This is a genomic window from Flavobacterium sp. SORGH_AS_0622, assembly GCF_030818825.1.
Classification (GTDB): domain Bacteria; phylum Bacteroidota; class Bacteroidia; order Flavobacteriales; family Flavobacteriaceae; genus Flavobacterium.
The window spans coordinates 2905272-2928665 of the sequence record NZ_JAUTAX010000001.1 but is presented as its reverse complement, the minus strand read 5'-3'; the positions used below and the strand labels follow the sequence as shown (position 1 = coordinate 2928665).

At 34.5% G+C, this 23394-nt stretch carries 19 protein-coding genes; 7 read left to right on the top strand and 12 right to left on the bottom strand.

Annotated elements, in window-relative coordinates:
- The first annotated feature begins 214 nt into the window (after positions 1 to 214).
- Together QE431_RS12550 and tnpA are read left to right on the top strand one after the other, a co-directional pair.
- The gene (locus QE431_RS12550) at positions 215 to 688 is read left to right on the top strand and encodes a CinA family protein (RefSeq protein WP_057116127.1); all 474 of its coding nucleotides are present in this window, start codon (positions 215 to 217) and stop codon (positions 686 to 688) included.
- A 163-nt stretch (positions 689 to 851) separates the two neighbouring features.
- Positions 852 to 1313 carry an IS200/IS605 family transposase gene (tnpA, locus tag QE431_RS12545; protein ID WP_307296340.1) on the top strand — a complete coding sequence of 154 codons (462 nt, stop codon included), beginning with the start codon at positions 852 to 854 and terminating at the stop codon, positions 1311 to 1313.
- 1373 nt (positions 1314 to 2686) lie between these two features.
- Here the strand turns inward: tnpA and QE431_RS12540 are convergent.
- On the bottom strand, positions 2687 to 3601 hold the full coding sequence (locus tag QE431_RS12540) for a DsbA family protein (protein WP_307296338.1): 915 nt from the start codon (positions 3599 to 3601) through the stop codon (positions 2687 to 2689).
- A 354-nt stretch (positions 3602 to 3955) separates the two neighbouring features.
- Here QE431_RS12540 and QE431_RS12535 point away from each other — a divergent pair, with 354 nt between their 5' ends.
- Both QE431_RS12535 and QE431_RS12530 read left to right on the top strand, forming a co-directional pair.
- Entirely contained in the window at positions 3956 to 4354 is a 399-nt protein-coding gene (locus QE431_RS12535) for a TlpA disulfide reductase family protein (protein WP_307296336.1), read from the top strand.
- A gap of 11 nt (positions 4355 to 4365) precedes the next feature.
- On the top strand, positions 4366 to 4977 hold the full coding sequence (locus QE431_RS12530; RefSeq protein ID WP_281865868.1) for a thioredoxin family protein: 612 nt from the start codon (positions 4366 to 4368) through the stop codon (positions 4975 to 4977).
- 78 nt (positions 4978 to 5055) lie between these two features.
- Here QE431_RS12530 and QE431_RS12525 read toward each other — a convergent pair whose 3' ends face one another.
- From QE431_RS12525 to QE431_RS12510, 4 genes are all read right to left on the bottom strand, one after another.
- On the bottom strand, positions 5056 to 6024 hold the full coding sequence (locus tag QE431_RS12525) for a PQQ-dependent sugar dehydrogenase (RefSeq protein ID WP_373428914.1): 969 nt from the start codon (positions 6022 to 6024) through the stop codon (positions 5056 to 5058).
- Between the two features lie 619 nt (positions 6025 to 6643).
- The gene (locus QE431_RS12520) at positions 6644 to 6937 is read right to left on the bottom strand and encodes a DUF3861 domain-containing protein (RefSeq protein WP_281865866.1); all 294 of its coding nucleotides are present in this window, start codon (positions 6935 to 6937) and stop codon (positions 6644 to 6646) included.
- Between the two features lie 18 nt (positions 6938 to 6955).
- Positions 6956 to 7687, bottom strand: coding sequence for a LytTR family DNA-binding domain-containing protein (locus QE431_RS12515; RefSeq protein WP_057116120.1), 732 nt, complete (start codon positions 7685 to 7687; stop codon positions 6956 to 6958).
- Entirely contained in the window at positions 7684 to 8733 is a 1050-nt protein-coding gene (locus QE431_RS12510) for a sensor histidine kinase (RefSeq protein WP_057116119.1), read from the bottom strand. The genes QE431_RS12515 and QE431_RS12510 overlap by 4 nt, the downstream gene beginning before the upstream one ends.
- A 264-nt stretch (positions 8734 to 8997) precedes the next feature.
- On the opposite strand from QE431_RS12510, the gene QE431_RS12505 reads away from it, so the two are divergent.
- The 3 genes from QE431_RS12505 to QE431_RS12495 are packed head-to-tail and all read left to right on the top strand — an operon-like array spanning position 8998 to position 14758.
- Entirely contained in the window at positions 8998 to 10158 is a 1161-nt protein-coding gene (locus QE431_RS12505; protein WP_307296331.1) for an efflux RND transporter periplasmic adaptor subunit, read from the top strand.
- Between the two features lie 6 nt (positions 10159 to 10164).
- Positions 10165 to 13332 (top strand): efflux RND transporter permease subunit, encoded by a 3168-nt coding sequence (locus QE431_RS12500; RefSeq protein WP_057116117.1) that lies wholly within the window; start codon positions 10165 to 10167, stop codon positions 13330 to 13332.
- Positions 13333 to 13351: 19 nt separating this feature from the next.
- A complete protein-coding gene (locus tag QE431_RS12495; RefSeq protein WP_307296328.1) occupies positions 13352 to 14758 on the top strand; it encodes an efflux transporter outer membrane subunit in 1407 nt (468 codons plus the stop codon).
- Between the two features lie 468 nt (positions 14759 to 15226).
- On the opposite strand, the gene fucP is transcribed toward QE431_RS12495, so the two are convergent.
- The 7 genes from fucP to QE431_RS12460 all read right to left on the bottom strand — a co-directional run bounded on the left by fucP (position 15227) and on the right by QE431_RS12460 (position 23042).
- Complete coding sequence (fucP, locus tag QE431_RS12490) at positions 15227 to 16531, bottom strand: L-fucose:H+ symporter permease (protein ID WP_307296325.1); 1305 nt, start codon at positions 16529 to 16531, stop codon at positions 15227 to 15229.
- A gap of 162 nt (positions 16532 to 16693) precedes the next feature.
- Positions 16694 to 17137: a MaoC/PaaZ C-terminal domain-containing protein gene (locus tag QE431_RS12485; protein WP_057116114.1), complete on the bottom strand. Its 444-nt coding sequence runs from the start codon at positions 17135 to 17137 to the stop codon at positions 16694 to 16696.
- Positions 17138 to 17246: 109 nt separating this feature from the next.
- Positions 17247 to 18320: a Gfo/Idh/MocA family protein gene (locus QE431_RS12480; protein WP_307296322.1), complete on the bottom strand. Its 1074-nt coding sequence runs from the start codon at positions 18318 to 18320 to the stop codon at positions 17247 to 17249.
- Between the two features lie 33 nt (positions 18321 to 18353).
- Complete coding sequence (locus QE431_RS12475; RefSeq protein ID WP_307296320.1) at positions 18354 to 19610, bottom strand: extracellular solute-binding protein; 1257 nt, start codon at positions 19608 to 19610, stop codon at positions 18354 to 18356.
- Positions 19610 to 20749 (bottom strand): CaiB/BaiF CoA-transferase family protein, encoded by a 1140-nt coding sequence (locus QE431_RS12470; RefSeq protein WP_307296317.1) that lies wholly within the window; start codon positions 20747 to 20749, stop codon positions 19610 to 19612. Before QE431_RS12470 ends, QE431_RS12475 begins: the two co-directional genes overlap by 1 nt.
- Positions 20746 to 21897: a CaiB/BaiF CoA-transferase family protein gene (locus tag QE431_RS12465; RefSeq protein WP_307296315.1), complete on the bottom strand. Its 1152-nt coding sequence runs from the start codon at positions 21895 to 21897 to the stop codon at positions 20746 to 20748. Before QE431_RS12465 ends, QE431_RS12470 begins: the two co-directional genes overlap by 4 nt.
- Positions 21894 to 23042 (bottom strand): ABC transporter substrate-binding protein, encoded by a 1149-nt coding sequence (locus QE431_RS12460; protein WP_307296313.1) that lies wholly within the window; start codon positions 23040 to 23042, stop codon positions 21894 to 21896. The genes QE431_RS12465 and QE431_RS12460 overlap by 4 nt, the downstream gene beginning before the upstream one ends.
- Between the last annotated feature and the right edge of the window lie 352 nt (positions 23043 to 23394).

The window sequence follows — 23394 nt, the reverse complement described above, 5'->3', positions numbered from 1 at the left end:
TTTTTTTAATTTTTTGTCGTAATACTTTTAAACTTAAAAAGTAGGGTTTTACAAATTTAACAAGCAGGTAACTAAAAGCCTTTACAAGAAAATTATTTATAGTTGCATAATTAACAGTTACTTATAATATAATAAGTGTAAGAAATTATGTAAGATAACCATATTACTTACATTCTAATTTTGATATGAAATAGTAATTAAAAATTAAATAATTATGGCATCTCATAAAGTGACCGCTTGCTGTCAAGCTCTAATAGAAAAAAACTTGACCATATCATTTGCAGAAAGTGCTTCTGCTGGAAAAATGTGTTATGAATTTTCGACAGTTTTTAATTCAGGGAAAATCTTGATAGGAGGGATAGTAAGTTACCATTCTTCTATGAAAGAAGATTTACTGCATATTCCTTGGGGAACAATAGAAAAATACAGCGCAGAATCTGCCGAGGTGACTAAATTGATGGCACAGAATTTTTGTCGTTATATTAGCTCAGATATCTGTGTTGCCCTCACTGGTCTTACAACTCCAGGCGGAAGCGAAAGTGAAGAAAAACCAGTAGGAACCATTTTTATACATATTATTATTGCAGAAAAAGAAATTGCCAGACATTTTGAGTTTGAAGGAAATCCTGAAAGTATAATCAATCAAGCAATCGATGCAGTTGCAGAATTGATTTTGGAAGAGATCTGAAAAGTAACCAACAATAATTTACAAAAGTCGCAAGTTATCTTGCGGCTTTTCTGTGTTTTTTAAGATTTAGCTTAAAATGATATTTTAATGACTTCTATGAGATATATCGATTTTTAGCATTTTGGAAATTTGTACAAAAGGAACATTAATCGGTAGAAATCATATGGCAAATACATATACACAAATACACATACAATTTGTTTTTGCAGTAAAATTTAGAAAAGGATTAATTGGAAAAGAATGGAAAGACAGATTACATCAATACATAACTGGTATTGTACAATCAAATCAACATAAAATGCTTTGTGTAAATAGTATGCCAGATCACATTCATATATTTATAGGGATGCGACCAACACAATCTATTTCATCCTTTATTCAAAATTTAAAAACAGAAACCAGCAAATGGATTAAAGAGGAAAAACTGTCTCCAAATTTTGCATGGCAAGAGGGTTATGGTGCTTTTTCTTATTCAAGAAGTCATGTGCCGAATGTAATTCGTTATATCCAAAACCAAGAAGAGCATCATAAAAAAGAATCTTTTTTAGAAGAATATCAAAAATTACTAAAAGCATTTGAAATTGAATATAATGACCAATACATTTTTAAAGAGCCAATTGTCTAAATTCCAATCGTCCCTACGGGACGACACAAAAAAACAAACATTTTTTCTACCAATGAAATGTTCCTAACGGAACATGGTTTGGATTTTTATGTTGTTTTATAAGTAAGTAAATAGAGTATAAAATTCATTGAATTTAAAAAAAATAAAAGAGTCATAAATGTTCCGTTAGGAACATCTCATCGGTAGAAAAAAAAATAAATGTATTGATTTTACGTTCTGTAGGAACGTTTGATTGTCGCAATCGCATAATTTTAAAGAGCCAATTCTTTAAATTCCAAACGTCCCTACGGGACGACACTAGATACATAATTTTTTCTACCGATGAGATGTTCCTAACGGAACATGGTTTGGATTTTTATGTTATTTTATAAGTGAGTAATAGGGTAGAAAATTCATTGAATTTTAGAAAAATAAAAGAGTCATAAATGTTCCGTTAGGAACATCTCATCGGTAGAAAAAAAATAAATGTATCGAATTTACGTTCCGTAGGAACGTTTGATTTTCTATTATAATATTTCCAAATTTTATGTAGATCAAGAATTTTAAAATGTTCCGTTAGGAACATCTCATTGGTAGAGAAAAAAAAATGTATCGAATTTACGTTCCGTAGGAACTTTTGATTTTCTATTATAATATTTTCAAATTTTTATGTAGATCAAGAATTTTTAAATGTTCCGTTAGGAACATCTCATCGGTAGAAAAAAAAATAAATGTATTGATTTTACGTTCTGTAGGAACGTTTGATTGTCGCAATCGCATAATTTTAAAGAGCCAATTCTTTAAATTCCAAACGTCCCTACGGGACGACACTAGATACATGATTTTTTCTACCGATGAGATGTTCCTAACGGAACATGGTTTGGATTTTTATGTTATTTTATAAGTGAGTAATAGGGTAGAAAATTCATTGAATTTTAGAAAAATAAAAGAGTCATAAATGTTCCGTTAGGAACATCTCATCGGTAGAAAAAAAATAAATGTATCGAATTTACGTTCCGTAGGAACGTTTGATTTTCTATTATAATATTTCCAAATTTTATGTAGATCAAGAATTTTAAAATGTTCCGTTAGGAACATCTCATTGGTAGAGAAAAAAAAATGTATCGAATTTACGTTCCGTAGGAACTTTTGATTTTCTATTATAATATTTTCAAATTTTTATGTAGATCAAGAATTTTTAAATGTTCCGTTAGGAACATCTCATTGGTAGAAAAAAAAATAAATGTATTGATTTTACGTTCCGTAGGAACGTTTGATTGTTGAAATGACAATATTTTAAATAATCAAATTCATGACCCAAACATGCCTACGGGATGATATCTAGAAAAATATTTATTTTCTACCAATGAAATGTTCCATGGGACATTTTAAAATTACTTACTGTAAAGCGAACCATTTTTTATAGACACTCTATCTAACTTTCCTTTTTCATGTAACTCCTCTAATATAATTTTTGCGTCGTTAACAGAAATGTCATGAATTACGGCAAATTCTTTTGGCGCTAATGAAGGATATATCTCAAAAATCGATAAAGGATTTTCTTTTACGATACTTTTCTTTTTTGCTTCTGGAAATAAAGCCAGTAAAGCATTCTCGTAAGAAGCATATGGTTTAGAACCGTAAATAGTTAATTTATTATTGTTTTCATCAGCAAAAAAAAGCGTTGGGAAACCTCTTACTCCAAGAGTTTTGCCATAATTTAAATCTTCTTGAAAAAGCTTTTTTGCATCACCATCATAATCTGTTTTTAGTTTTTCGACATTAAGATTTGCGATTTTCGCAACTTCTACAATATTTTCCCATTTTGCTATGTTTTTCTTTTTGAGATATAATTTCTCACGTAGGATTCTCATAAATTTTACTGCTTTTTCTTTCCCCTGTATCTGCGCAGCTTTCATAGCAATGCATGACGGATAAGAAGAATCTAACGGATCTTCAAGCCAAACATCTCCATCAATTGGCATTTCGTAATGTAAACTTGCTTCATCCCAATGATGTGCAACATCTGAAGGTTTGCTTATACCGCCGCTATTATAACTCCAATCTGGTAGTAAACCGCCCATCCTGTACTCAATATCAAAATAATCGCCGTATTCCAGTTTTAATTTTCTAAGTTGAGGTTCTATTCCCCAGCACGACGAGCAAATAGGGTCTGTGTAATAAATGATTTTTATAGGTTTATTTTCAATTTGAATATTAGCGGTTTCATTAGAATTTTCGCTTATTGGAATTTCACATGTTCCGCTTATTGGATCGCATAATAGCGGATTTGTTTTATTTTCATTCATTTTTGAATTTGTTTGAGATTGACAGCTTAAACTGCAAATCATGATTAATAACAGCGAAAGTATTTTCATAACAACTGTTTTTTATTTTCGACAAAGTTCGTTTGTAAATAATCATAAGTCAATTAGTCAATAAAATGTGACTATCAAAATTCAATGCACAAAGCTTATATGAGTTTCTGTATAAATTAAAACCTATTAAACTTTTATTAACAAAAAGTAAGATTTCATTGCTTTATATTTGTAAGGCACAATTTAATCCTAAAGCATTGTATTCTTATGAAAATCAAGTCTTTTTACTATATCTTTCTAATTAGTATTTTTTCAGTTTCGGCTTATAGCCAGAACGTAAAGCTCTTGAATATAAATCAACTTAATGAAAGAATTAAAAACGGAAAGGACAGTACGTATGTTGTGAATTTTTGGGCAACTTGGTGTGCACCCTGCATCAAAGAATTACCTCATTTCGAGAAATTAAAAGCAGAACATAAGTCAGACAAACTGGCTGTTTTATTGGTAAGTTTAGATTTTAAGTCTAAACTAGAATCGAACGTAATTCCGTTTGTAAAAAGAAAAAATCTTAAAAACGAAGTTTTTCTTTTAAACGAAAGCAGTCCGCAGGAATTTATCGACCGAATCGATCCAAGCTGGTCAGGAAGTATTCCAGCAACGTTATTTATTAAAAATGATAAACGAAAATTTGTCGAGACGGAATTTACATACGAACAATTATTAACTGAATATAAAAAACTATAAATCCTTAAACCATGAAAAAAATAATTTTATTACTAGCATTGGCATTTTCTGCCTTTCTTTCTCAGGCACAAACTACAACTCTTAAAGCTGGAGATACTGCACCAGATTTTAAACTGAAAAATGTTGACAACAAAGAAGTTTCTTTTGGAACTTTTAAAGATGCAAAAGGTTATATCGTAGTTTTTACTTGCAACACTTGTCCGTATGCGATTGGTTATGAGCAAAGAATTATCGATTTAGATAAAAAATTCAGACCACAAGGATATCCTGTAATTGCAATCAATCCAAATGACCCAGAAGCTTCTACAGCAGATACTTTTTCTAAAATGCAAGACTTGGCAAAAAGTAAAAAATATCCTTTCCCATATTTATTTGATCCAGGACAAAAAATTACTGACGAGTACGGTGCAAAACGTACACCGCATATTTTCATCGTTTCTAAAACCTCAAAAGGAAATATTGTAGAATATGTTGGAGCAATCGACAATGATCCAGAAGGAAATAAAGCAGATAAAGTAAAATATGCCGAAGATGTTATTGCATCTCTAAAGAGCGGTCAAAAACCAGCAATTACCCAAACTAAAGAAATTGGCTGTACAGTAAAAAGAAAAGCTAAAGCTTAATTAATTCTTTATTTTATAAAATACGAAACGCCCCATAATTGGGGCGTTTTTTGGCTAATATAAATGAACAAGTTTAGTTTACTTCTGTTTTTTATCAATTTTGTAAAGTCTTCCTTGATCAGTAACGGCGTATAATGCTTCATCTTTTCCTTGTGTGATATCTCTAAATCTTTGTCCCTCACCAGCCAATAATCTTTCTTCTCCAGCTACTTTATTATCCTTAAAAGCTAAACGAACAATATGCATGCCACTTAATGCTCCTATGAAAAGATTATTTTGCCACTCAGGTACACGGTTTCCTGCGTAAAAAGTCATTCCACTTGGTGAAACAACAGGATCCCAGTAATATACAGGCTGTTCCATTCCAGTTTGCTGCTGAATACCTTCGCCAACTTTGGCGCCGCTGTATTCAATTCCGTATGTAATAGTTGGCCAGCCGTAGTTTGCTCCGGCTGTGATTCGGTTAATTTCATCACCGCCTCTTGGTCCGTGTTCGCTCTGCCATAATTCTCCAGTTGTTGGGTGAAGAGCCAGTCCTTGTGGGTTTCTATGTCCGATAGTGTATAACTCTGGTAAAGCGCCAGTTTGCGAGAAAACTGGATTTCCAGGTGCAGCTTGTCCATTCGTAGTAATGCGTACAATTTTACCTAAACTGCTGTTTGCTGCCTGTGCGAGTGGACGAGTTTCTAATACAGATCTTTCGCCAATGCTCACAAATAAATTTCCAGTTTTGTCAAATAATACACGGCCTCCGTAATGTAATGTGCTGTTATTTGGTGTATTAGAACGATAGATTACAGTTGCATTTTCAATTGCTGTATCATTATCTGAGATTCTTCCTTTTGCAACAGCTGTAATATTTCCGCCTGCTACTACTTCAGAAAAAGCCCAATAAATCATGCGGTTTGTTGCAAATGCAGGATCAAGACAAATTCCTAATAATCCGCCTTGATCTGCTGGATTTACAGCAGGAACTCCTGTTAAGGCATTACTTATAACTCCAGCTTGTGTAACAATTTTTATTTTACCTGCTTTTTCGGTTACCAACAGACGTCCATCTGGAAGGTAAGCAACTCCCCAAGGAGCGCTTAAACCGTTGGTGATAACTTTAGATTCAATTTCTGTTGTGGTTTGAATACTTCCTGCACGCGTTTGTCCAGAAAATGCAGGTGTGTAAGTTGTATTTGCCGTACCTGTTTCTACCGGCGGCCCAGTCGGCCCTATATTGGTACTATCATCATTATCATTGTTGGAGCAGCTGCTTAAAGCTAAGACCCCAGCAAGAAGAAAAAATACTTTTTTTAATTATCATAATGCTTTCATTTTAATGGTTAAAAAATAAATTTTGCATTATCCAACAATCGAAAAAGAATATTCTTTTTTAGAGATTCATTAAATATGAAAAGGTCAGTTTCAAATGAAATTCTCCGTTTTATCTTCAATTTAGATTTGCCTAAATACTTATGCCATTTTATATGAAGCAAAAGAATTTCAAATAGAAATTAAACTTCTTTTGGAAAAGCATCTAGTGGGACATGCATTATTTTTAACGGAAAATCCCTTCAAATTATTGCCGAGAAGAATTAGATAATCTTTATTTCTATTGAAATTTAACACTATAATTTAAAAGCATAAGGAGTCTAAAGTCTTAATTTTAAAGGAGTTTTTAAAGACTTTTTAGTTTTTTCATAAAAACAGGAAAAACTTCATTTAATTCGTCAAAAAGAGGATTTTTGCGATTTTTTAGTTTAATCTCACTGAATAATTTTAGTCCCAAAGCAAATTGAACAGCTTCTGACTGATCGGCAAAGATGTTTTTTTCTTTGATTTTTTCGATGATTCCGAAAATTTCATCGTGATTGTCAAACTCAATTCCAAGCTCTTTTGCTGGTTCTGTTGCACCGTTAGCGTATTCTTTAAGACTTAAAGTCAGGTAATATTTATTTGATCTTTTTTCCATAATTTTTATAATTCTAATTTATTTAAGCCATTTATCGACTACTATTTTAAAAGCTTCTTTGTACTGTTCACCAACCGTAATTTCTATTTTATCAATAAAAATCGAGTTTTTGCTGATAGCACTAATTTTGTCCAGAGATACAATAAAAGAACGATGAACACGCATAAATTTTGATGAAGGAAGTTTTTCTTCTAAAGCCTTAAGTGATATAAGTGACAGTAAAGCTTTCTGAGAATCTTCAAGATGAACTTTTACATAATCTTTTAAACTTTCTATATAGCAAATATCTTTTAACGAGATTCTAACCCATTGATATTCTACTTTTAAAAAGATAAATTCATCGTCTGCAGCAATATTTTGAAACTGATTGTTTGCTTCTTCAGATAATTGTAAAACCTTCGTAGAAGCGCGGAGAAATTCTTCGTAACTAAAAGGTTTTAAAAGATAATCTACAGCATTTACTTTATATCCTTCAATTGCATAATGATTGTAAGCAGTAGTAAAAATAATCTTTGGCAGAGGTCCAGGCTGATCTTGTATAAGTCTTGCCAGTTCCATTCCGGTCAAGTTTGGCATATTGATATCTAAGAAAACAACATCAGGTTTTGTTTCCCTAATTAATCCCATAGCTTCAACAGCATTGTCGCAGGTTGAAATTAATTCTAAAAAGGGAGTCTGCTGTATAAACGTTTCTACGAGTTTTAAAGCTAAAGGTTCATCATCTACTGCTATGCATTTTAATACGGTCATTGCTCTAAAGTTATTTTCAATTTAATTTTATATGTTCCGTGGTCGGTAACTCCAAAAGTGATGAAATGATGATTTGGGTAAATCAAGTGTAATCTTCTTTTGGTATTTGTTAAACCAATTCCGCCTTCATTAGTAACTGTTGTTTTTTCGAAGAAAGTATTTTCTACTTCAAATTCTAAATCAGTACCATTTTGTGAAAGTTTAATGTGTATTTCGCTTTTATCTGTGGCATGAATACCATGTTTAAAAGCATTTTCTACTAAAGGTAATAATAACATGGGAACAATTGGGTAATCATGAAGTTTTTCGGGAATTTCTGTAGTGATAGTTAATTTTCGGTTCGCACGAAGTTTCATTAAAGCAATAAAATCCTTTAGAAATTCTACTTCTTTTAATAATGTTGTTCGTTCTCCTTCGGTGCTGTAAAGCAAATAACGCATCATACGGCTTAAAGTATGAAGTGCATTTCTCGAATCTTCAATATCAGTATAAGTAAGTGAATAGATGCTGTTTAATGAATTAAAGAAAAAATGCGGATTAATCTGTGCTTTCAGCATTGCTAATTCTGCGGCTGTTTTATCCTGTTCTAATTTTTGTTTATGCTGTGCGGCTTTTTGCCAATATTGCAGCATTGCCCAGCTGGTACTTATTCCTAAAACCAGAAGCGTAAGCGTAAAAACGTAATTATCGAAATAAGGATTTTTATACTTTGTAAAACCAATAGCTTTACTGATTTGATTATGAAGATCTGTCTGAGAGGTATAAAAATAAGCAATTAGCTGCATGCTGAAAATAGAGAGAAATGCCCAAAGTAAAAAAAGAGAAGTATTGTCTTTAATAATTGTTTTTGGCACAATAATTTTTGCTGTCGAATAAAAAACAACAATCAATAAAAAAAGCACAATACTCTGCCAAAGCCAAAATGCTGACGGAAGCACAACATTCCAAGTTAATGGGATGTAAAACAGCATAATATATCCTAACAAACACCATCCAAGAATGTGTAATCCGGTGAATAAGTAGGGTCTGAAAAAGTTAGGTGTCATTATAATTTATCGTTTTAAGGACAATATTACATTTTATTTAAACATAAATTTTGGGCAATCGTCCAAGACTGATTTAGAGTCTCTAAAAAGCATTTTAGAGTCGATAAGATAAAATTAAACGCTTGTTTAATATTTGGAAAAATTCCATCGGTCGTCAGCTTACCTTTATCGATTCTCTCTCGCTCTTCGTCTATTTGAAAATTTTCGTTAGTTATATTTTAGTTATTTTGTCTACATATAATCGATAATTACACATTTTTCACAATGAATAAGCAATCATTTTTAAGTATTCTCGCAGCATCAATTGTTATCGCTTCTTGCGGTAAAAATGATAAATCGGCTCAGGCTGGGGGCGCACCGCAGATAAAAGAGTATAAAACTGTGACATTACAGCCGGAATCTGCTACATTAAACAGCGATTTTCCTGCTAGTATTCAAGGACAGCAAAATATAGAAATTCGACCAAGAGTTGAAGGATACATTGATAAGATCTTTGTTGATGAAGGAGCTGTTGTAAAAGCTGGACAGCCTTTGTTCAAAATCAGTGCACCAGAATATGAGCAGCAAGTTCGTACTGCAACTGCAAGTATTAAAAGTGCTCAGGCAGATTTAAGTGCAGCTATATTGGCTGTAAATAAAGTAAAGCCGTTGGTAGAAAAAGGTATTATCAGTAAATATGATTTAGAATCGGCTCAATATACTTATGAGTCGGCTCAGGCAACATTAGCTCAGGCAAATGCGGCTTTAGTAAATGCAAAAACCAATTTGGGATATACAACAGTTACAAGTCCGGTAAATGGAGTTGTTGGTTCAATTCCGTTTCGTTTAGGAAGTTTGGTAAGTTCAAACACTACAGAACCTTTAACAACTGTTTCAAGCATTGGTAACGTTTATGCATACTTCGCCATGAACGAAAAAATGCTTTTAAATTTCACTCAAAACAATAATACGGGAGCTTCTTTAACACAAAAAATCAAAAGTATGCCGGCAGTTTCTTTACTGCTTTCAGATGGTTCTGTTTATGAAGAAAAAGGACATATTGAAACGGTAAACGGATTGATTAATACAGAAACTGGTTCGGTAAATATCAGAGCTCGTTTTCCTAATCCAAAAGGAATTATTAGAAGCGGAAGCAGCACAACAGTAAGAATTCCTACTGATGTAAAAGATGCTATAATTGTGCCGCAAAGTGCCACTTTTGAACTTCAAGATAAAATTTTCGCGGTAGTTTTAGGAAAAGACGGAAAAACGAAAAATGCTAATATCACGATACTAGATAATTCAGCAGGAAATTATTATGTGGTAACAAGCGGTTTAAAACCAGGAGACGAAATTGTATTAGAAGGAGTAGCTTCTTTAAAAGAAGGAACTGAAATTAAAGCTCAAAAACAAAAACCAGAAATGGTTTATGCTGACTTAAAATAAAAAAGAATGTTTAAAAAATTTATACAAAGACCCGTACTCTCGACGGTAATATCTGTTATTATCGTCATCTTAGGTGTTTTAGGCCTAATTGAGTTACCGATTTCCCAATATCCGGATATCGCACCGCCTACGGTAAACGTAGCTGCAAGTTATACTGGAGCCAATGCCGACGTTGTACTTAAAAGTATCGTTATTCCGTTGGAAGAGCAGATTAATGGTGTAGAGAACATGACTTACATGACTTCTACAGCAACTAACGATGGTAATGCTTCTATTAAAATCTTCTTTAAAGTTGGAACAAATCCTGATTTAGCAGCGGTAAACGTTCAAAACAGGGTTTCTAGAGCAACAAGTTTACTGCCTGTAGAGGTAACTCAGGCTGGGGTTACGGTAACTAAAAGCCAGAGTAGTAACTTATTGATTTTCTCTTTATATAGTGATGACAAAGCTTACGATCAAACGTTTCTTCAAAATTATGCGAAGATCAACCTTGTACCGCAGATTCAGCGTGTTGTTGGGGTAGGAGATGTAACCGTTTTCGGTGCAAAAGATTACTCGATGAGAATCTGGCTGAAACCAGATGTAATGCAGCAATACAAATTGATTCCGAGTGATATTTCAGCAGCTTTGGCAGAGCAGAATATCGAAGCAGCGCCAGGTAAATTTGGTGAAAACGGAAACCAAGCGTTTCAATATGTAATTAAATACAAAGGACGTTTAACAAGTGCTCAGGAATTTGAGGATATTATTATAAAATCTGTCGGAAACGGCCAAATGCTGAGACTTAAGGATGTGGCTAAAGTAGAGTTAGGATCTTTAAGTTATTCGTCAACAATTAAAACAAACGGTGTAGAATCTGCAGCAATGGCAATCAGCCAGACTCCAGGATCAAACGCTCGTGATGTAATTATTAATTCTAAAAAATTAATTGAAGAAGCCGCAAAGAGTTTTCCAAAAGGAATGAAATATACCATTATGGTTGACGTCAATGAAAATCTAGATGCTTCTATTGAGAAAGTTATTCATACTTTGATCGAAGCTTTTATATTAGTTTTCATCGTAGTATTTATTTTCCTTCAAGATTTTAGATCGACTTTAATTCCAGCAATCGCGGTTCCAGTTGCGATTGTGGGAACATTCTTCTTCCTAAATTTATTCGGATTTACGATTAACTTATTAACGCTTTTCGCGATGGTTCTGGCCATTGGTATTGTCGTCGATGATGCGATTGTGGTTGTTGAGGCGGTTCACGCCAAACTCGACCACGGATATAAATCGGCTAAAAAAGCGACAATTCATGCCATGGACGAAATTTCTGGAGCGATTATTTCGATTACTTTGGTAATGGCGGCGGTATTTATTCCGGTAACATTTATTACAGGATCAACAGGGGTTTTCTACAAGCAATTTGGTATTACACTGGCTGTAGCGATTATCCTTTCGGCTGTAAACGCCTTGACATTGAGTCCAGCTTTGTGTGCGCTTTTATTAAAACCGCATGCTGACGATCATAAACATAAAAGTTATTTACAGCGTTTTTATACTTCATTTAACGTTGCATTTGATAATGTAACTCAAAGATACAAGCGTTCGGTAAGTTTCCTTTCTGTAAAAAAATGGATTGTTTTAGCTTCGATTTTAATAGCAGGTTTGGGATTATTTTATATGATGAAAACTACGCCGTCTGCTTTCGTTCCTTCAGAAGATCAAGGGACAGTTTTTGCTAATATCAGTTTGCCGCCATCAGCTTCTATGGAGCGTTCTGATATAATGGCTAAAAAAGTAGACAGTATTGCTAAAACTATTCCAGGAGTTAAAAATACACTTCGTATTGTGGGGCAGAACTTTACTGCAGGTGCGGGTAGTGCATACAGTATGGTTATTGTAAAGTTATATCCTTGGGATCAGAGAGATCTTAGTGTAGATGATGTAATTGGACAGCTTTTTGCCAAAACAAGCGGTATTCGCGAAGCGAGTATATTCTTTATTTCGCCGCCAACCATTCAAGGTTTTGGTCAAAGTGGTGGATTCGAATTCCAGCTGCAGGATAAAGGTGGTCACACGACTTCTGAATTCTATAAAGTGAATAATGAATTCCTTGCAAAATTAGCTGAACGTCCAGAAATCCAGTATGCGACAACTCCATTTAATCCTGGTTTCCCTCAATATATGATGGATATTAATTTAGCGAAAGCGAAAGATGCGGGAGTTTCTGTAAATACAATCTTGTCAACGATGCAGGGTTATTATGGTGGATTATACGCTTCGAACTTTAATAAATTCGGGAAACAATACCGTGTAATGGTTCAGGCTTCTCCAGAGTTTAGAGCTAACACACAGGGATTAAATAAAATCTTTGTACGTAATAGTGCAGGAACAATGGCGCCAATTACAGAGTTTGTAAAAATGACGAGAGTTTTTGGACCAGAATCTATTTCGAGATTTAACTTGTTTACCTCTATTTCGATTACGGGAGCACCAAAACCAGGTTACAGTTCTGGAGATGCTATTAAAGCAATTCAGGAAGTAGCGGCAGAAAATCTTCCGGCTGGTTATGGTTATGAATTCTCTGGCTTAACACGTGAGGAATTAGCTTCAGGAAGTGAAACGATTTTCATCTTTATTTTGTGTTTGGTTTTCGTTTATTTCTTGTTGAGTGCTCAGTACGAAAGTTATATTCTTCCGTTTGCGGTATTATTCTCCATTCCGTTTGGATTGGCTGGAGCTTATTTATTCTCGATTATTTTCAAATTGAATAGTAACATTTACCTGCAGATTTCCTTAATCATGTTGATTGGACTTCTGGCGAAGAATGGTATTTTGATTGTCGAATTTGCCTTAGACAGAAGACGTAAAGGTCTGCCAATTGTACAAGCTGCAATTGAAGGAGCTGTAGCACGTTTAAGACCAATTTTGATGACTTCTTTCGCCTTTATTTTAGGACTTGTTCCATTGATGTTTGCATCTGGTGCAGGAGCTGTTGGTAACAAATCGATTGGTACAGGAGCTGTTGGAGGTATGTTAATCGGAACAATTTTAGGAGTATTTGTTATTCCAGTTCTATTTATCATTTTCCAGACATTGCAGGAGAGAATAAGCGGTCCAGCAAAAGATGGTTATGATGACGATGACGATGATGAGGAAATTCATTTATTAGAAGCTCACAAAGAGTAAAATTTAATTAAAAAAAGAGATGATTAAGAGTTCAAATAAATATATTCTTATGGTAATTGCAGCCGCACTTTTAAGTGCGTGCTCGATTACCAAAAAGTACGAACGACCAACAACGCTGTCGACAGATAAGCTGTATCGTGATCAGGCTTCTGCCGATACAACTACAATTGCTGATATGCCATGGCAGAGTATTTTTAAAGATGAAAAACTAAATGCATTAATTCAAAAAGGATTAGAAAATAACCTTAATTTGAAGAATGCAATTGAGAATATCATACAAGCGCAGGCTTCATTACGCCAAAGCAAACTGGCTTACTATCCTACGTTAAATTTTGATGCCAACGTAACTAGAAATAAACAATCTCAGGCGGGACTAAACTTTCCAGCTGGAATTAATATTAATACGTTGACAACAACTTACAAACTAGGCTTAAGCACTTCTTGGGAAGCTGATATATGGGGAAAATTAAGCAGTTCTAAAAGGGCAGCTTTAGCTTCATACTTAGCGACAGATGCTGCAAAACAGGCAGTTCAAACGCAGTTAATTGCAGATATTGCCAACAACTACTTTTTATTGTTGTCTTACGATAAATCATTAAAAATCACAGAGGAAACATTAGCAAGTCGTATCAAAAATGTTGAAACAATCAAAGCATTAAAAGAAGGTGCAATTGTAACAGGCGCAGCAGTGGTGCAGAGTGAAGCAAACCAGCATGCAGCCGAAGTTTTAATTCCAGATTTGAAGCAAAGTATTCGTGAAACAGAAAATGCTTTGAACATCTTATTAGGACAAGCACCTGGACCAATTGATAGAGGAGAATTGGGAACGCAGATTATTCCAGAAAATCTTGCTGTTGGAGTACCTTCTCAATTGTTAGAAAATCGTCCAGATGTCCGTCAAGCGGAATTTAATTTCAGAGTTGCGTTTGAATCAACAAATTTAGCTAAGACTTATTTTTACCCAAGTTTAACGCTTACAGCAAGCGGCGGATTTTCGAATTTAGAATTGAAAGATTTCTTTAGTAACTCTATTTTCTATTCCATCATTGGAGGTTTAACACAGCCAATTTTTAATCAAGGATTGAATAAGATGAGATTAACTACGGCTCAATCTCAACAATTACAAGCTTACAATAATTTTCAGCAAAGTCTTTTAACAGCAGGTCAGGAAGTTTCAAATGCTTTGTATTCGTATGAAATGGCTGTTGCTAAAGAAGATTCAAGGAAAAAACAAATTGAAGCTTTAGAAAAAGCTGTAGATTACACACAACAGCTTTTAGAATATAGTTCAGCAACCAATTATACAGACGTATTAACTTCAGAACAAAATTTGTTAGCAGCGCAGTTAAGCGGTATAAACGACAACCTCCAAAAACTGCAGGCTGTTGTTAATTTGTACAGAGCTTTAGGTGGAGGTTGGAAATAAAAATGCTTCTGATTGAGAAAAAATAACCGTTTGTCGGAATAATTAAGCCTTTCGTCTAATTAATAATTAGTATTAAAAAATTGGACATACCTTTGAACTGGTTAAAAAAAATAAAACATATATAAGTTCCACTGAGATCATAATTCGTAGATCACTTATTTAATAAAAACATGACTCCAAACGCCTCAGAAATGAGGCGTTTTTTTGAATTGTATATCGGCTGAAAAGTTTTATTCTTCAATTAGTTTTACACTTCTGTATATCAATGTGAGAACCTTAGTTTATTAGGAGGCATTTGATTTATACAAAAAGACAGCACCATTATTTTAGTCATGTATAGCCCATAGTTTCAACCACGGGAACATATTGTTACAATATTTCTTTCGTTCCGCTGAAGATTTGGTTTTCCATAAAAAAAGGCTTTCTCATTTTTTTGAGAAAACCTTTTCAATTATATAATTGATTTTTTTATTCAGAAACCGTTTTTACTTTATGACCAAAAATCCCGAAAGAAAGAATAATCAAAAAGCAAACTAACGGAATAATATATCCAGATTGAATATCATCATGGTTCATATCGATTAAAGTTCCCATTCCGTACGGAATTATAGCACCGCCAACAATTGACATTACTAACCAAGAAGAACCCGTTTCTGTATTCGATTTTAATCCTTTAATTCCTAATGAGAAAATAGTTGGGAACATAATTGACATGAAAAATCCGATTCCTCCAAGAGCATAAATAACTACAATTCCAGAGCCATAAATAGCAACTAGACATAATAAAACACTCATTACGCAGTAGATTGAAAGTAAAACAGAATCTTTTACATAACGTAAAAAGAATGTCCCAATAAATCGTCCTGCCATAAAAAGGAAACCGTAGATTCCTAAATAATATCCTGCCGTTTTTTCGTCTAATCCAGCACCTTGCTGTGCAATTCTGATAAAGAAACTTGTGATACAAACTTGTGCACCAACATAGAAAAATTGAGCAGCAACTCCCCAGCTTAAATGTCTAAATTTTAAAACAGAGAAAAATCCTGGTTTAATTTCAGCTTCGGTATGTGTTGCTTTCATTGACGGCAATTGCACGAAGTAGAAAATAATGGCAACCAAAACCAAAATACTTCCTAATACGATATATGGCATTTTTACAGAAGCAGCTTCTCCTAATAAATAGGCAGCTTTTTCGGCTTCTGGCATCGCAGCCATTTGTTCTGGCGTATGATTCGTTCCAGAAAGAATAAATAATGACCCTACAATTGGAGCAACCATTGCTGCCAAACCGTTGAAAGAAGCGGCTAAATTCAATCGTTTAGAAGAAGATTCAGCAGGTCCTAATATCGCAGCATACGGATTTGCACTTGTTTCTAAAATCGTCAAACCACATCCGATTACAAATAGGGCGAATAGAAATAATTCGTAAGTTCTTGTATTAGCGGCAGGAACAAATAAAAATGCTCCAACAGCAAAAACCAGCAATCCTGTTATAATACTGTTTTTATAACCAAATCTTTTAATCAGCATTCCAGCAGGAATTGCCATAATAAAGTAAGCAAAGAAAACTGAAGTATCAATTAAGGTAGATTGGCGGTTGTTTAATTCACAAGCCTTTTTTAGGTGCGGAATCAAAACAGAATCTAAATTGTGGGCCATTCCCCAAAGAAAAAATAGGCATGTAACTAAAATAAAAGGAAGAAGATATTGTTTTTGATTTCCGCCTTCTGTCGGCACTTCATGTAGATCGCCAGCTTGGTTTGTAATTTGCATTTTTAGATAGTTTTTTAGTTTTTTTTATAGTTGCTAAGGTTCTGAGGTGCTGAGATTCTAAGTTTTTTTCTTTTCGAGAAAAAAAAATGTTTTGCAAATAATCTCGCAGAGTCTCTAAGATGCAAAGTTTTTAAAATCTTAGAACCTTAGTATCTTAGAATCTTAGGATCTTTTCTTCACAAGCAATAGATGATCACATACCAAAACGACTTCACCGCGTTGGTTGATAATTTCTACATGTTCGGTTACGGTTCCCATTTCAGGATTTTTAGCTTCGCCTTTTTCAGAAATCGTAATTTCTGAGTGAATAGTATCGCCAATATGAACAGGTTTTACAAAACGCATTTTGTCATAGCCCCTAGAAAAAGCTTCTGGATTAATTTCAGATGCCGTTAAGCCGATTCCAATGCTGAAAACCATAGTTCCGTGTGCAATTCTTTGTCCGAAGGGTTGTGTTTTACACCATTCTTCATCCATATGGTGCGGGAAGAAATCTCCCGTATGTCCGGCATGAACCACAAAGTCAGTTTCTGTGATGGTTCTGCCTAAAGTTACTCGTTTGTCGTCGATTTGATAATCTTCGAAAAAAGTGGATTTAAAATACATAATCTAATTACTTTTTATTCGTCAGACTCTTTCAAATAAATGTCAAAATCACGTTTGTTTGTAAGAGGACTTAAATTTTGTTTTTTGGTTTTGAAATATAGTGTTTTAATTACACTTCATCAAAAGAAATACCGCCATTTTTACTGCTGATATAACAGGCTTCTACAACTTTCATTGTGCCTAAAACATCTTGAACACTCGCAGATAATTTTTCATCAGAACCTTCCTTGTAGCGCATCAGATTAGACATTGCGCCAATAAATGCTTCTGGAAACCAAGACCCTTCCAGTTTAACTTCGGTCCATTCGTATTCTTTTTCGTTATCTTTTTTAGCTAAAGCGTACTCAAAAACGTCTGGAAGACCGTCAGGATAATTCATCAATAAGCCCATTTTTGCTCGAATTGCACCTTTTGTGCCTTCCCATTTGATGTAACTTTCTTCATGTTTTGGACCAAAATGATGATCATGATTCGTATTAATGACCACATGCATATCTTCGGCATAATCTAAAATAATAGTCGATCTGCTTGAAGATAATTTCTTAAGCGGATGTTTAGCCGTTTTAGCCATAACTCCTTTAGGATTTCCTAAGAAAGATCGAATACAATCAATGTAATGCACGCTGTGAAAAAGAATTTCCAATCTCGGATGTTCTTTAATTAAAGGAAATAATTCCCAAGGCGTATTTACGGTAACTTTAAACTCTAAATCGTACAATTGGCCAATAATTCCTTCATTAATCAAATAACGGGCAGCGCTTACAAATGAAGCAAATCGAAGCTGGAAGTTGATTGCAGCAACCAGATTTTTTCTTTCGCACACCGCCACAATTTCCCGTGCCTGAGCCAGATCATTTCCCATTGGTTTCTGAATCAAAACTGCAGCTCCATCAGGAAGCTGTTCTAAAATTTCAATGTATTGATCAGGTAAAACGGTAATGTCGTAAACAGCATTTGACGGAGCATTTTTAACTGCATCCGCCACATTTTCAAAAACATGATCAATTTTGAATTGTTTCTGTAAATCGTATGCTTTAGAAATTGTTCTGTTCGTAATACCAAAAACTTTAAAACCAGCCATTTCGTAAGCTGGAAGGTGTGCATCTTTTACTATACCACTCGCCCCGATAATGATAATTGGCTGTTCTGTTTCGGGCAGTAAAGGTTTATAGGGAATATTCATTTGTTCTATATTTTGAATTTGAGCCTGCCAAGTTTAATTTTTGACAGAGCTGTGTAATGTTGTTCCTTGACTTAACTCTCTAATTTTTTTCTGAGTTTCCTTTAAAAGTATTTCAGACGAAACATCGGTTTCAATGGCTTTCAAAACAGTGCTGTCAATCAGTTCTGCTACTTTTGGCCAGATTGGCGTTTGAGGCAGTGTCAATGCATTTTCATGAAGCATTTCCAGTTTATGATAAAACGGAATTAAAGTATTAATTTCTTCATCTTTCCAAGTTGATTTCCTGCATCCAATACCTCCTTCAGTCGTTAATAATTTGTCACTTTCTGGCGTTGTGGCAAAACGTAAAAAATCGTATGCCAGTTTTTTGTGTTTGCTTCCAGATCCAATGGTATACAGCCAATATACATTCAAAGAAGCTGTTTGATGACCCGGATCGGATGGGAGGGAAGTGATATCGATTTTTCCTTTTACTTTCGAATCTTCAATTACTTCTGCCATAGAAGCAAATCCAAACCAGTTTATGGCCATTGCAGCTTGTCCTTCGGCGAAAGCCAAACCTGCTTCAACAGAACCAAATTCTCTTGATTTTGGATGAACAGCATTTTTATCTGTGACTATTTTTCGATAGAAATCCAATGCTTTTATTGCTGCTTCATTATGAATATCAATCTGATTTTTTTTGTTTAATAAAGAACCGCCTCTTGTCCATAATTGCAGACAAAAGTCAAAAACCATATTGTGTCCGTCTGGATAATTGGCAAAAACAGAACCATATAAATTTTGTTCGGGACGATTAAAGAATGTTGCAATTTCTGCGAATTCCTGCCACGTTTTTGGTGTAGAAAGTTCGTAACCAAACTGTTTTCTAAAATTCTCTTTTTCTGTTTTGTTTTCGAATAAATCTTTTCGGTAGATCAGACATTCTGGTCCATCGTGAAAGGGAAGTCCGAAAATGCCATTACTTAGTTTTTGTAAATGCAAAAGCGATTTATGCCATCCAAAAGGATAATTTTCTGGTGGATTTTCTCCAATTAAGGAAAACAAATTAAGAACCGCATTTTCGTTTACAGCATCAAAAATCCAATCGGTGTTAATGTGAGCAATATCCCATTTTCCTTCTTTTAAACCTTTTTCTGAAATTGTGGTTTCATACAAGTCATGAAGTTCTAAGGCAATCATTTCTGCTTCCATTTTTATATTGTTTTGAAGGCAGAAAGCATCCCATAATTTTTGAAGTGTACTTTCGAACGGATCGAATTTTCGAACGGCGATTCTAATTTTTTCCATCAGCAGTCTATAAATTCTTTAATAATTTTCTCGTTGTCTTGACCCAGTTTCGGCGAACCTTTTCCAGAAGTCAGATATTCGCCGTCTATTTTTATCGGACAGCGTGTTGTTTTATAAGTGTAGCCGTCAAGCATTTCGACTTGTTGGGTAAAATTCAACACCTTAAATCCATCTTCAGCAAATAGCTGCTGATAATTTAAAACTCCTGCACACCAAATGTCCGCAGGTTCTAAAATGTCCAGCCAAAACTGTGTTTCCTGCGTTTGCAAATGATCCGCAAGAATATTTTTGATTTCGTCCCTTAATGTGAATTTATTTTCAGGAAACTGTAATAAAGCATCACATTTTAGCAGAGAAGCCAAAACAGGAATTGATCCCATTGCCAATGCTAAATAACCGTTTTTGGTTTTATAAATTCCGTATGGCGCGCCCAAATAAGCGTGTGCATTGTTCGTTTTAGTTCGAACTGGCAATTCGCCTCCGTCATTAAAATAAGTCGTAATCGTCTCAAATTGAAAATCAAATGCCGATTCGAGCATGCTTACTTGAACCTGCGCTCCAATATTATGAGTTGCTTTTCTGTATAAAGCTGCCAAAATTCCCTGCGCCAAATGCGCTCCTGCGAGCATATCAACAATCGATAATCCCATTGGTACGGGACCGTCTTCCTGATTACCGCTCAGCCAAGTCAAAGCTGTTAAAGATTGCAAAAGCAAATCTTGTCCTGGCAAATCTTTTAAATCTGGATGTTCTCCAAAACCTGAAATCGAAGCATAAATCACATTTGGATTAATACTTTTAACTTCATCATAACTTAAACCAATGCGTTCCATAACTCCAGGTCTGAAATTATGCATCACAACATCAGCTTTAGCTAATAATTTTTTTAATTTTTGAAGTTCCTCTGGCTGTTTAAAATCAATTGCAAATGATTCTTTGTTTCTGTTGATGGTATTAAAAACAGACGATTCGCCGTTCATAATCAAATCAGAAGTATATAAAGTACGGCAGATGTCTCCCGTTCCCGGCTTTTCTATTTTTATCACACGCGCTCCCAAGTCTGCCAGACGTAAACTCGCCGACGGACCCGAAAGAAACTGACTGAAATCTACAATTAAATAATCTTCTAATGGCTTCATTTCAAATCGTTTAAAAATTGTTCGTGTATATTCAAATTATCCTGACCTACTTTTGGTGCTGCTTTTTCGCTTAGCAGAATTTCTCCATCCAATTGAATCGGACTTCTGGTTGTAACCAAAGTTTCGCCTTCGGCATTTTTTACGGTTTGTTTCAGCTGTAATTCATTTACAAAAGGCTGATTATCCAGTTCTTCGTAGTTGAAAACTTTACCGCACCAGATTCCTTCTTTTTGCAAGTTTGCAATCCAATAATCAGAAGTTTGCGTTTGAATCCTCTCGCTTAAAATCGTTCTGATTTCATCTCGTTTTTCAAACCAAAAATGCTTATCTGTAAATTCACTTAAATCTAAACCTAATGCTTTTCCAATGAAAATCAAATCGCCCATCGCAAGCGATAAATAACCGTCTTGCGTTTGGTAGACACCGTATGGGGCACTTAAAAAAGCATGTGCACTTCCTTTAATATCTCCTCTTTCAGGAAGCTGACCACCGTCATTTAAGAAAGACGTAATGGCTTCGAACTGCACATCGAGAATCGATTCTAATAAACTGACTTCAACCAAAACACCTTTTTTAGTTTTAGCTCTTTTTAAAAGCGCCGCCAAAATTCCCTGTACAAAATGATTACCGCACATTAAATCGGCAACAGCCAAACCGAAAGGAACTGGACCTTGACTTTTGCGTCCGCTCAGCCAGCTTAATCCAGAAAGCGATTGCAGTAATAAATCCTGTCCTGGTTTCTTTGCCCACGGACCTTCATTTCCATAACCTGTAATGGTTCCGTAAATAATTTGTGGATTTATAGAAAGTGTATTTTCAAAATCTAAACCGATTTTCTCCATCACACCAGGTCTGAAATTATGTGTCATAATATCAGCCTTTTCAATCAGTTTTTTGATTAAAACTAAATCGTCAGGATTTTTTAAATCGGCTACAAAAGATTCTTTATTTCGGTTTATGGTATGAAAAAGCAAACTGCTGTCATCAACAAATAAATCTTTGATGCTCAATTGTCTGCAGGCTTCACCTTTTACAGGACGTTCGATTTTGATGACGCGTGCGCCCAAATCGGCTAGTTTTAAACCAGCAGAAGGTCCTGCCAGAAACTGACAGAATTCTAAAACAATTAATCCTTCTAAAGGCTTCATATTGTCTGAATTTTTAGAGATTCCGCGTAAAGCGAATTCATTTCTTCCAATACTTTTAGTTCGTCTCCGCCTTTCATCAAATAATTGCGAACCACATCGCCTGCATGATCTTGGAAATACATATGTCCGTAATATCTCGGACGAAGGAATGCGCGTTCTAAAGCGGGTAAAGTATTTTTGAAATAATCATGCGTCACACCATTAATTCGCTCGCTTTTCCAAGCCTGCAAATGACCCGGCTGACCACCGTTATCCGTGTAAATATTTTGCTGTACTTGAGATGAACCAGTAAATTCAGCATATTTAACCGCTTCATCAATATGCTGGCTGAAAGATGAAACCGCTAATCCAGTTCCGCCTAAGGAAGAAATCATAGCTTTATCATTCAATTTTACTAAATCGTAAAAATGTAAAAGTTTACGGCTGTAGCCAATTCGCGAATAATTAGAATAGCCATAAGCAAATGGGCAGTATGCAATTTCATCTGAATTAACCATTGCTTCATAAACCTGAATTGGGTTTCTGTTAAAGTTAGCTGGATCAATCAATTGTGCCAATTCCCTAAACATTTGAAGTGCTTTGATTCCCGTTGTTTCAGAAATTACTTTTTCTTCAGAAAGAAAAGGAGCCTCGCCTAAACTGCAGCAAAACATGTAAAAACTCATTAAGACATCTACCGGAATTCCTGCAAAAGCCACTAAGCCTTTTTTAGCCAATGCCAATAAATCGTCGTACGTTTTAGGAACTTCTAAATTATTTTTTTCTAAAAGATCCAAGCGGGCAGAAGCAACCGGAGTTGCAGCATCTATAGGAAGCGCCCATAATTTATCATGAAAAACATAACTTCCGTATGATTTTCCGACAGTGTTAATTTCTTGATCTTTAATATATTCGTTTGATAAATAATCAGATAACGGAAGAATTGCTTTGGTCTGCGCTCCAAAACCAGTCCAAGGATGATCGATTACCAATAAATCAAATCTTTTGGCTAAGTCTTCAATAGAAGCATCTGCGAATTCTTGTAAACTTCTCTTTTCCCATGAAATTTCAACTTCTGGATGTAGTTCAGTAAAACGCTGCGATGTGGCTACCATAGGAAGCAGACCTCTTGTATGGTTCCAAGTTATGCCTTTTAATTTTATCATTTTATATAGGAATTTTGGGTAGTGAAATCGTTTGAAATAATAAATGTAAAAAATACAATTACAAAAGTAGAAATAAGATTTAAATGAACAAGAAATCCTATGTTTATTGCAGATCTTTTTTTGTATAAAATGATATTTAGTGATATAATTTTTACAAACCATCTAAAAAATGTTATAAAAATTTAAACTTTAGTCATTTTAAGTAATGGAAAATAAAATATATCTCGAATATTAATTTTTAAAAATTACTTTTGTAATTGTAAAATTTACATTTATTATTTTTGCTAGGCCTTTTTTATCAAAATTGAATTGGTAAATAGAAGACTTGACCATAAAAAGATGTGTTTGATGG